The organism is Rhodoplanes sp. SY1 (assembly GCF_046000175.1).
In the GTDB taxonomy this organism is placed as follows: domain Bacteria; phylum Pseudomonadota; class Alphaproteobacteria; order Rhizobiales; family Xanthobacteraceae; genus Rhodoplanes.
Genome location: NZ_JBEOMB010000168.1, coordinates 1 through 9,931, shown reverse-complemented (window position 1 = coordinate 9,931; position 9,931 = coordinate 1). Strand labels below are relative to the sequence as shown.

Annotated in this window: 10 protein-coding genes; 7 read left to right on the top strand and 3 right to left on the bottom strand. The window is 70.4% G+C overall.

Annotation, left to right across the window (positions count from 1 at the left end):
- The 7 genes from ABTU92_RS27040 to ABTU92_RS27010 all read left to right on the top strand — a co-directional run.
- Nucleotides 1–561 (top strand): enoyl-CoA hydratase-related protein (locus ABTU92_RS27040; RefSeq protein WP_408094690.1); only part of this gene is annotated, 561 nt, incomplete at its 5' end.
- 15 nt (nucleotides 562–576) lie between these two features.
- The gene (locus ABTU92_RS27035) at nucleotides 577–1,359 is read left to right on the top strand and encodes an enoyl-CoA hydratase-related protein (protein ID WP_408094689.1); all 783 of its coding nucleotides are present in this window, start codon (nucleotides 577–579) and stop codon (nucleotides 1,357–1,359) included.
- A 159-nt stretch (nucleotides 1,360–1,518) separates the two neighbouring features.
- Nucleotides 1,519–2,814 (top strand): MFS transporter, encoded by a 1,296-nt coding sequence (locus ABTU92_RS27030; protein WP_408094688.1) that lies wholly within the window; start codon nucleotides 1,519–1,521, stop codon nucleotides 2,812–2,814.
- Nucleotides 2,815–2,945: 131 nt separating this feature from the next.
- Nucleotides 2,946–4,268, top strand: coding sequence for a 3-hydroxyacyl-CoA dehydrogenase family protein (locus ABTU92_RS27025; RefSeq protein ID WP_408094687.1), 1,323 nt, complete (start codon nucleotides 2,946–2,948; stop codon nucleotides 4,266–4,268).
- Nucleotides 4,269–4,460: 192 nt separating this feature from the next.
- The gene (locus ABTU92_RS27020; RefSeq protein ID WP_408094686.1) at nucleotides 4,461–5,279 is read left to right on the top strand and encodes an enoyl-CoA hydratase; all 819 of its coding nucleotides are present in this window, start codon (nucleotides 4,461–4,463) and stop codon (nucleotides 5,277–5,279) included.
- 129 nt (nucleotides 5,280–5,408) lie between these two features.
- Nucleotides 5,409–7,142, top strand: a complete 1,734-nt coding sequence (locus ABTU92_RS27015) for an acyl-CoA carboxylase subunit beta (protein ID WP_408094685.1) — start codon at nucleotides 5,409–5,411, stop codon at nucleotides 7,140–7,142.
- Between the two features lie 363 nt (nucleotides 7,143–7,505).
- Entirely contained in the window at nucleotides 7,506–8,411 is a 906-nt protein-coding gene (locus ABTU92_RS27010; protein WP_408094684.1) for a hypothetical protein, read from the top strand.
- 220 nt (nucleotides 8,412–8,631) lie between these two features.
- On the opposite strand, the gene ABTU92_RS27005 is transcribed toward ABTU92_RS27010, so the two are convergent.
- From ABTU92_RS27005 to ABTU92_RS26995, 3 genes are all read right to left on the bottom strand, one after another.
- Nucleotides 8,632–8,940, bottom strand: a complete 309-nt coding sequence (locus tag ABTU92_RS27005) for a hypothetical protein (protein WP_408094683.1) — start codon at nucleotides 8,938–8,940, stop codon at nucleotides 8,632–8,634.
- A gap of 339 nt (nucleotides 8,941–9,279) precedes the next feature.
- The gene (locus tag ABTU92_RS27000) at nucleotides 9,280–9,483 is read right to left on the bottom strand and encodes a hypothetical protein (protein WP_408094682.1); all 204 of its coding nucleotides are present in this window, start codon (nucleotides 9,481–9,483) and stop codon (nucleotides 9,280–9,282) included.
- 27 nt (nucleotides 9,484–9,510) lie between these two features.
- Nucleotides 9,511–9,931 (bottom strand): methyl-accepting chemotaxis protein (locus ABTU92_RS26995; protein WP_408094681.1); only part of this gene is annotated, 421 nt, incomplete at its 5' end.

Genomic DNA, 9,931 nt, shown 5'->3' with positions numbered 1-9,931 from the left:
CCGCAGCAGATCGCCGAGCAGTACCGGGTCGGCATCCAGCGCATCCCGATGGCGATGTGGAAGCTCGACGTGCCGGCGATCGCCGCCGTCAACGGCCCGGCGATCGGGGCGGGCTGCGACCTCGCCTGCATGTGCGACATCCGCATCGCCTCCGACCGCGCCGTGTTCGCCGAGAGCTTCGTCAAGGTCGGCATCGTGCCGGGCGACGGCGGCTCGTGGCTGCTGCCGCGCGTCGTCGGGTACGCGCGCGCCGCCGAGATGGCGTTCACGGGCGACCCGATCGACGCCGACGAGGCGCGCGAGATCGGCCTCGTCTCCCGCGTCGTGCCGCACGACCAGCTGATGACGGTCGCCTTCGAGATGGCCGGCCGCATCGCCGCCAACCCGCCGCACGCGCTGCGCTGGACCAAGCGCCTGCTGCGCGAATCCCAGATCGCCCGCCTCGACACGGTGCTCGAGATGGCCGCCGCCTACCAGGCGCTGTCGCACCAGACCGAGGACCACGCCGAAGCCGTCGCCGCGCTCCTGGAGAAGCGCCGCCCGGTGTTCAAGGGACGCTGACGCGAGAGTGTGCGCATGACCACCGGTTCCGAAACCTCTCCGCTGCTGCTCGTCGATCGGCCGTCCGAGGCGATCGCGGTCGTGCGCATCAACCGGCCGGAGGTGCGCAATGCCCTCAACCTGGACTTGCGTCGGGCGCTCGCCGCGACGTTCCGGGATCTCGCGGCGGAGCCTTCGCTCCGCTGCATCGTGATCACGGGCGACGACAAGGCGTTCTGCGCCGGCGCCGACCTCTCCGAGTATGTCGATGCCGATCCGGTGGAGATCATCGGGCGCGACATGGGCCGGCTGTGGGGCGCCATCGCCGACTGCCCGCTGCCCGTGATCGCCGCCGTCAACGGCTTCGCGCTCGGCGGCGGCTGCGAGCTCGCCATGCATGCCGACATCATCGTGGCCGGGCGCTCGGCCAAGTTCGGCCAGCCCGAGGTGATGATCGGCATCACGCCCGGCGGCGGCGCGACGCAGCGGCTGACGCGCGCGGTCGGCAAGTTCAACGCCATGCGGCTGATGCTGACCGGCGAGATCATCGACGCCGAGGAGGCGCGCGCCATCGGGCTGGTCAGCCGGCTGGTCGACGACGCCGCCGTGATGCCGGAGGCGCTCCGCCTCGCCGGCCTGATCGCCGCAGCGGCCCCGATCGCCGTGCGAAAGACGAAGGAGCTGGTTCTGGAGAGCCAGAACGTGCCGCTGGAGGCGGGGCTGCGCAGCGAGCGCGCCGGCTTCCAGCTCACCTTCGCGACCAAGGACAAGCACGACCGCATGCGGGCGTTCCTCGACCGCAGGAAGAGCCCGAAATGAGACACGGCCCGTCCCCGACGGGACGGGTCGAACAAGACGTCGAACAAGACGGTGCAGCGACCCGGAGGTCACGCCCCCTGCACGACACGTAAGACAACCGACCCCCACCCCGGAGTAGATGCGATGTCTGAGACAACCGCGACCGCGGACGGCGGAGCCATGCCTGCCGCGGACGCCAAGACGACCCCGGCCTTTCGCCGGCTGGTGGTCGCGTCGTCGCTGGGCTCGGCGATCGAGCACTACGACTTCTTCATCTATGCGTTCACGGCCCCGCTGGTGTTCGACCACTTCTTCTTCCCGAAGATGGATTCGGTCGCCAGCATGATGGCCGTCTACGCCACCTTCGCGGTCGGCTTTGTGGCACGCCCGCTCGGCGGCATGGTGTTCGGCCACTACGGCGACAAGATCGGCCGCAAGGCCATGCTGATGATGACCTTCGTCATCATGGGCGTCGCCTCGTTCCTGATCGGCTGCCTGCCGCGCTACGATTCGGTCGGCCTGTTCGCACCGATCGCCCTCATCGTGCTGCGCTTCCTGCAGGGCTTCGCGTTCGGCGGCGAGTACATGAACGCGGTGTCGCTGACGCTGGAGAACGCCCCGCAGGCGCGGCGCGGCTTCTTCGCCTCGTGGGTCAATGCCTCCGGCCCGATCGGCATCATCGTCGCCTCCGGCCTGATCGCGCTCTTGAGCGGCGCCACCGGGAAGGAGGCGTTCATCGACTGGGTGTGGCGCATCCCGTTCCTGTTCAGCTTCGTGCTGGTGGTGATCGGCACTTATATCCGCCACTCGGTCGACGAGTCGCTGCTGCTCAAGAAGAAGCAGGCGCAGGCCGGCACCCAGAAGGCGCCGATCCTCGAGGCGTTGCGCTCGCACAAGAAGGCGATCGTGCTGGGCTGCCTCGCCAACATGGTCCACTCCTCGTTCCAGTACCTGTCGACCGTGTTCGTCATCGGCTACGCCGTGAAGACGCTCGGCATGTCGCCCGCCAAGGTCACGTCGGGCCCGATGTTCGCCAACATCGCCGAGATGCTGATGGTGCCGCTCATCGCCTTCTGGAGCGACAAGCTCGGCCGCAAGCCGTTCATGATCCTCGGCGTCGTGCTGGCCATGATCTGGTTCCCGATCTTCTTCCAGATCCTCGCCATGAAGGATCCGCTGTTCCTGATCCTCGGCCTCGTCGTCTCCATCGGCCTGATCCACGGCCTGATGTTCGCCCCCGAGGCGGCCTTCACGGCGGAATTGTTCCCGACCGAGATCCGGGTGTCCGGCTCGTCGCTCGGCAAGCAGTTCGGCATCATCTTCGGCGGCGGCATGGCGCCGCTCGTCGCGACCTGGCTGATGGGCCAGGCCGGCGGCTCGACGACGCCCGTGATCGTCTACTTCGAGGTGATCGCGATCCTGGCCTTCGTCGGTCTCCTGGTCGCCCCCGACAAGGCCCGGACGGCCTTGGACTAGTAGAAGACCCAACCGAGAAGGCGCTGGACTGGCGCGCCGAACCGGCGCACACGCGCTGCGGAGCCGGGGGACTTCCCCGGCTCCGTTCCCAGACATCCGGCCGCTCGCGGCCGGCGAACCGGACGACGAGCATGAGCCAAGACATCAAATCGGTGGCGGTGATCGGCGGCGGCACCATGGGCAGCGGCATCGCCGCGGCCTGTGCGGCGGCCGGCTGCGACGTGTTGATCCTGGAGGCGAACGAGGGCTTCGCGGCGGCCGCCAAGGGCCGCGTCGAGACGCTGGCGGCGGACGACGCCGAGAAGGCGCTGTTCCGCGACAAGGTCGCGGTCGGCACCATGGACAAGGACGTCGGCCGGATCGCCGCCTGCGACTGGATCTGCGAGGCCGTGATCGAGAGCCTGCCGGCCAAGAAGGCCGTGCTGGCGGCGATCGAGCCGGTCCGCCGCGACGGCTCGATCGTCACGACCAACACGTCCGGCATCCCGCTCTCGGCGATCGTCGCCGGCGAGCCGGAGCGCCTGAGGCGCGACATGCTGGTGACGCACTTCTTCAATCCCGTGCGGGTGATGCGGCTCCTGGAGATCGTCACCGGCCCCGAGACGCGGGCGGACGCGCGTGAAAAGCTCGGCGGCTTCCTGCGCGGCGGGCTGAAGAAGGGCCTCGTCACGGCCAAGGACACGCCGAACTTCATCGGCAACCGCATCGGCCTCTACTTCATCCTGTCGGGCCTGCATCTCGGCGCCAAGCACCGCGCCGCCGGCACCTCGATCGACCGTATCGACGCGCTGCTCGGCGCCCCGGTCGGCTTCCCCGGCACGGCGCTCTACGGCCTCGTCGACCTGATCGGCCTCGACGTCGTCGCCTCGATCGCCAAGAACCTCGCCGAGACGCTGCCCGAGGGCGACGCCGGCCGGCCGACCGCCTCGCTGCCGGCCGCCGAGGCCGCGATGCTGGCGCGTGGCCAGCTCGGCCGCAAGAGCGGCGGCGGCTTCTATCGCATGCGGAAGGCGGCCGACGGGTCGAAGCTCAAGGAGGTCTTCGATCCGGAAGCCGGCGGCGGCGCCGGGAGCTGGGGTCCGTCGACCAAGATCAAGCTCGACGGCACGTCGGCCGCGCTGGAGACGGTGTTCTTCGCCGACGACGCCGACGGCGCGCTGGTGCGCGACGTGCTGGGCGGCACGCTGCTCTACGCCGCCGACCTGGTGCCGCAGATCTCCGACGACATCGTCAATGTCGATCGCGCCATGCGCTGGGGCTTCGCCTGGGCGAAGGGGCCGTTCGAGCTGATCGACCGCATCGGCGCGCAGCGCCTGATCGACTGGCTCGGCCGCGAGGGCCGGCCGCTGCCCCACATGCTAGCCGTGCTCCAGAAGGCGGGCGCCGCGCGCTTCTACGACGGCGACCGCTACCTCGGCACCGACGGCGCCCTGCATCCGGTGCCGGCGGAGTGAGGCGGGCGACGTGATCACGATGAAACGGCCGTTCCCGGGGGAGTCGCGGCCGCGGCCGGTTCAGTCGCCGCACCGGCCGGAGCCCGACGGCACGTCGCTCTATCTCGTGCTGATGCGGCTGCCCTGCCCCCGAACGGCACCCCGCGGGCGGCCCGGCTCTAGCCTCCGCCCGCGGACGACGAGGACGAAGCGATGAGCGAACCGATGACGAGCTACGAGACCCTGATCGTCGACACCGTGGGGCGCGTCGGCGTCATAAGGCTGAATCGGCCGAAGGCGCTGAACGCCCTGAACTCGACGCTCGCCGAGGAGCTGCGGAGCGCGTTCGCGGCCTTCGATCAGGACGAGGGCGTCGGCTGCGTGCTGATCACCGGCACCGAGCGCGCCTTCGCGGCGGGCGCCGACATCAAGGAGATGGCGCCGCGCTCCTTCATCGACAATTTCAGCTCGAACTACATGGCGAACTGGGACAGCCCGGCCCGCTCGCGCAAGCCGACCGTCGCGGCGGTCGCGGGGTTCGCGCTCGGTGGTGGGTGTGAGCTGGCGATGCAGTGCGACGTGGTCATCGCGGCCGACAACGCGAAGTTCGGCCAGCCCGAGATCACGCTCGGCATCGTGCCGGGGCTCGGCGGCACCCAGCGCCTCACCCGGGCGCTCGGCAAGGCCAAGGCCATGGACCTCGTGCTGACCGGCCGGATGATGGACGCGACCGAAGCCGAGCGTTGCGGGCTGGTCTCCCGCGTCGTGCCGCTCGCCGATCTGATGAGCGTCGCCATGCAGGCGGCCGAGGCGATCGCGGCGATGTCGCTGCCGACCGCGATGACGGCCAAGGAGCTGGTCCAGCGCGCCCACGAGCTGCCGCTCGCCGAAGGCCTGCGGTTCGAGCGCCGGGCTTTTCATGCCTTGTTCGGCACCGACGGCCAGCGCGAGGGCATGCAGGCGTTCCTGGAGAAGCGCAAGCCGCGCTTCAACCAGCCGTCAGCCACCGTCGCGCAGGAAGCCGCAGAGTAGCAGGCCTCGGTCCGCGGCCGGCGCGGCCTGCACGTCACTCTTGACGCTGCTCCGACACCGGCCGATTGCTCGTGACAACAATCCCGCCTCGTCCCGCCGTCCGGCGGCGATCATCTCCAGGAGTGCACCATGCGGCCCTATTTCGAGCGGATGCCGGCGTTCGGCAAGGCGCTCAAGGAGAACCGGATCGCGCGGACGCAGGACAGCCGTCGCGGCCTCGAGGCGGTCGAGGCGGAGCTCGCCAAGCTGGGCGAGGCACGCCGCGAGGTCGGCATCTCGACCGAGGAGATCAACAAGCGCGGCGGCCTCACCATCTGGCAGCGCCTCGGCTATCTGGTCGATCCCGGCACCTGGCATCCGCTGCACAGCCTGTACGATCCGGAGAGCAATCCGGAAGGCACCACCAACGTGGTCGACGGGCTCGCCAAGATCGCCGGCCGTTGGGCCGTGGTGATCGGCTTCGACAACAAGGTGCTGGCCGGCGCCTGGATCCCCGGGCAGTCGGAGAACATCCTGAAGGTGACGGACATCGCCAAGCGGCTGCGCGTGCCGCTGGTCTGGCTCGTCAACTGCAGCGGCGTGAAGATGCCGGACCAGGAGAAGTTCTACGCCGGCCGGCGCGGCTCCGGCACGCCGTTCTATCGTCACGCCGAGCTCGAGCAGACCGGCATCCCGGTGCTCGCCGGCATCTACGGCACCAATCCGGCCGGCGGCGGCTATCAGGCGATCTCGCCGACCATCCTGATCGCGCACAAGGACGCCAACATGGCGGTCGGCGGCGTCGGCATCGTCTCCGGCATGGCCCCGAAGGGCGGCTTCGACGCCGCCGTCCTCGAGGATCTGATCGCCAAGACGCGCGAGATGCGCACCAAGCCGCCCGGCAGCGTCGCCACGCATTTCGAGCACACCGGCTTCTTCACCCGCGTCTACGAGGAGGAGACCGGCGTGCTGGAGGGCATCAAGGAGTACATGCGCATGCTGCCGGCCTACGATCCGGAGTTCTTCCGGGTCGCCGCGCCGGCCGAGCCCGCCTTCCCGGCCGACGACCTCTATCACCTGCTGCCCTTCGATCAGGGCGAGACCTACTCGTTCGACGACATCCTGGCGCGGCTCGTCGACGGCAGCGAGACGATGGAGTTCCGGCCCGACTACGGCCCCGAGATCTTCACCGGCCTCGTCAAGATCGACGGCTTCCTCACCGGCGTGATCGGCAACCGCCAGGGCGTGCTTCCGCGCGGCTACCCGGAATACGCGGACTATCCGGGCATCGGCGGCAAGCTCTACCGCCAAGGCCTGATCAAGATGAGCGAGTTCGTGACCCACTGCAGCCGCGACCGCATCCCGGTCGTCTGGTTCCAGGACACGACCGGCATCGACGTCGGCGACGTCGCCGAGCGGGCCGAGCTCCTCGGCCTCGGCCAGTCGCTGATCTACTCGATCCAGCAGACCGACGTGCCGATGATGCTGGTCGTGCTGCGCAAGGGCTCGGCCGCCGCCCATTACGTTATGGGCGGGCCGACCGCCAACCGCCACAACGCCTTCACGCTCGGCACCGCGGCGACCGAGATCTACGTCATGCACGGCGAGACCGCGGCGGTCGCCGCCTATGCGCGTCGCGCCGTCAAGGACAAGGACGCCGGCAAGCCGCTGCAGCCCGTCGCCGACAAGATGAACGAGATGGCGCGGAAGTACTACGAGACGTCCCGGCCGGCCTGGTGCGCCCAGCACGGCTTCGTCGACGAGATCGTCGACCTGACCAGCCTGCGCAGCTACCTGACCGCCTTCGCGGGCGCCGCCTACCAGAACCCCGGCTCGCTCTGCCCGCGCCACCAGATGCTGCTGCCCCGGCTGATCAGGGGCTGAGGCGCACGACTGCGGCCGGATTCGGCCGGTAACGGGCGGGGCGCGGCCGAGGGTCGCGCCCCCAGGTTGCAGCGCACCGCTCGGCTGTGGACAACCGCCCGGCCACAACCGCTTACGCCCTGACTCGCCACGGCAATCCGGAATGCTGCTCCGCCGCACGCGCGACCCGGTTCCGGGCGCCGGTCTACCACCTTCGGGCGCATTTTAATGATTCATTAACCAATGGAATTTAAGCACGGTATCGGAATGTGTTAATCATTGTTCCTGATGTGATTCGTCAGGATTTCCCCGTCCGGTCGGGCGCTGCCATTCACCGGACGAGACCTCGTCACGTAGTACATATTTTCCAGCTGGAGACGGACCATGGCCTCTGAATCGGCTTTCCGCGGATTCGACAGGACGTTCTGGACGCGCGCCATCGGCGCGGTCATGCTCGTGTGCATCGCTGTCGGCTCGACGGCCGCGATGGCGGCGACCCCGGACGCGGCGCTCGTGGAAGGCTCGCAGCGGCTGCTGATCGCCAGCGTGCTGGTGTTCGCGGCGATCGGCTTCGTCGGCTACCGGATGGCCGGCGGCTATATCGAGTCACTCAAGCACGACGTCGAGATCGCCCAGCCTGCCAACGACGACGCCGCGACGGCGAAGGCCGCGGCTCCGGTCGAGGTCACGACCGTCACGTCGCGCGTCACCCCGGTGGCCGCCCGTCCGACCCCGGTGCGCGGCCGCGTCACCGCCGAGAGCCTGCCGCAGCCGATCAAGGTCGCGCCGAAGATCCCCGAGCCGCAGCCCGCGCAGCCGGTGCGTGGCCTGTTCATGCGCCCGGAGACCGAGACGGTCACCCGCGCCCGTCTGGAGCCGCGCGGCGCCGTCACCAGCCGGGTCGAGCCGCGGCGTGCCGCCCCCGCCCCGACGCCGGTCGCCAGCCCGGTCACCAGCCGGGTCGAGCCGCGCAGCGCTACGCCGACGCCGGTGACCTCGCCGGTGACGCCCCGCAGCGGCCGCACCGCGCCGGTCACGCCGGTGACCAGCAGCGTGCAGCCGCGTCAGGTCGAGCGCGTGGTGGCGCGCAGCACCCCGAGCCGCACCGAGCCGATCCGCGAGACCGCCCGTGACACCGCGCGTGAGCCGGTCCGCGCCGAGACGGCCCGCCGCGAGGCGCCGCGCGAGGTGGCCCGCGAGACGGTCCGCACCGCCGTCGCCCCCACCGTGGTGACGAGCCGCGTGCAGGGCGTCCGGGGCCGCGAGAGCGCGGTGCGCGCCCGCGCCTGACCGGGCGCCGGACCACAGGTCCGGCCCACCACCCGACACGGCCGGCCGCGGCGACGCGACCGGCCGATTCTTTTTTCGGACAGCGATGGTCACGTGACGATCGCCGTATGAAAAGAGCCGGCGCCACCGCGGCCCCCGATCGGGGCGAGCCGCGGCGGAGCGCCGGCTTCGTCGTTTCTGGAGGCGGCTCGCCGCGTCGACGATCAGCGGCGTGGCGTGCTCAGCGGCCGGCGGCGAAGCTCCGCTCCGCGTGGCGCGGCCGCATCCCGACCATCGCGGTCGCCGTGAGCCGCTGCGCCAGCGCGCGCTTCGCCTGATCGAGGCTCGTCGCGACGCCGCGATCCTCCGGCGCCCGGGCGGCGTCGAGCGACCAGTACCAGCGGCGGAACACGCCATCGGCGAACGAGCTCATCACCCGGCCGACGCGGCGCTGGTTGATGGTCACGACGAAATCGTCCGGACGCGGGCTCTCGTCGTAGACGGGCGTGAGCACCCGCTCCAGGGTGAGGCTCTGCAAGGTCTCGAGCATGATCGTGATCCCGGGCGTTGGGGTTCGGCGAGGACGCCGCGGCCCGACCGGGGTCGACGGCGGGCACGCCAGCCAGTCGGTGCGGGGCCGTCGGGGGACCGGCCCTCGCCTTTCAGCTACGCCCGCCCGGTGATGGTGTAAAATATCAAGTTGTACATTTGACATAGGCTCGGCTTATGGATGCGCCCAAAGTTTGGGCAGCGCCGCGCCGGGGGCGACTCTCCCGATCGACCCTGCCGGACGAGGCCGGCGCCGACGCCCCACACTGCGCCGGCTGCCGCTGCACCGCTCGGTGCCCCATCGACGCCCTGCCCAGCGCCGATGGCGCCCGCCCGGACGTCACGGCGGACCACCGACCTTGCGCATCAGCGCCTCGATCCTCTCTCCGGTCACGGCCGCGATCCGTTCGATGGTCGCGGCGGCAGCCTCGACGAGGTCGGGCCCGGGGGGTGACGCCGCGGCGGTCCCGAGCTCGGTGCGGGGCGCCGGCGGCGGCTCGACGGGTCGCCGCCGCAGGCTGTTTCGACTGACATAGCGATGCATGATCGACCTGCGATGGGGATCGTTCCGTCACGCGGCCCGCACGGTGCCCAGGAACGTCTCGACCTCGCTCTTCAGCCGGGTGCATTCGTGGGCGAGCTGGCCGGCGGCGCCGAGCACCTCGCCCGACGCGGCCCCGGTCTCTTCCGCCCCGCGGCTCACCTCGGTGATGGTCGCGGCCACCTGGGTGGTGCCGGCGGCGGCGTGCTGGATGTTGCGCGAGATCTCCGACGTCGCCGCGCCCTGCTCCTCGACCGCGGCGGCGATGGCCGATGAGATCTCGGCGATCTTCCCGATCGTGCCGCTGATCTCCTTGATGGCCGCGACCGAGTCGGCGGTCGCCGCCTGCATGCCGGCGATCTGGGCCGAGATGTCGCCGGTCGCCTTGCCGGTCTGGGCGGCGAGCGCCTTGACCTCCTGGGCGACGACCGCGAAGCCCTTGCCGGCCTCG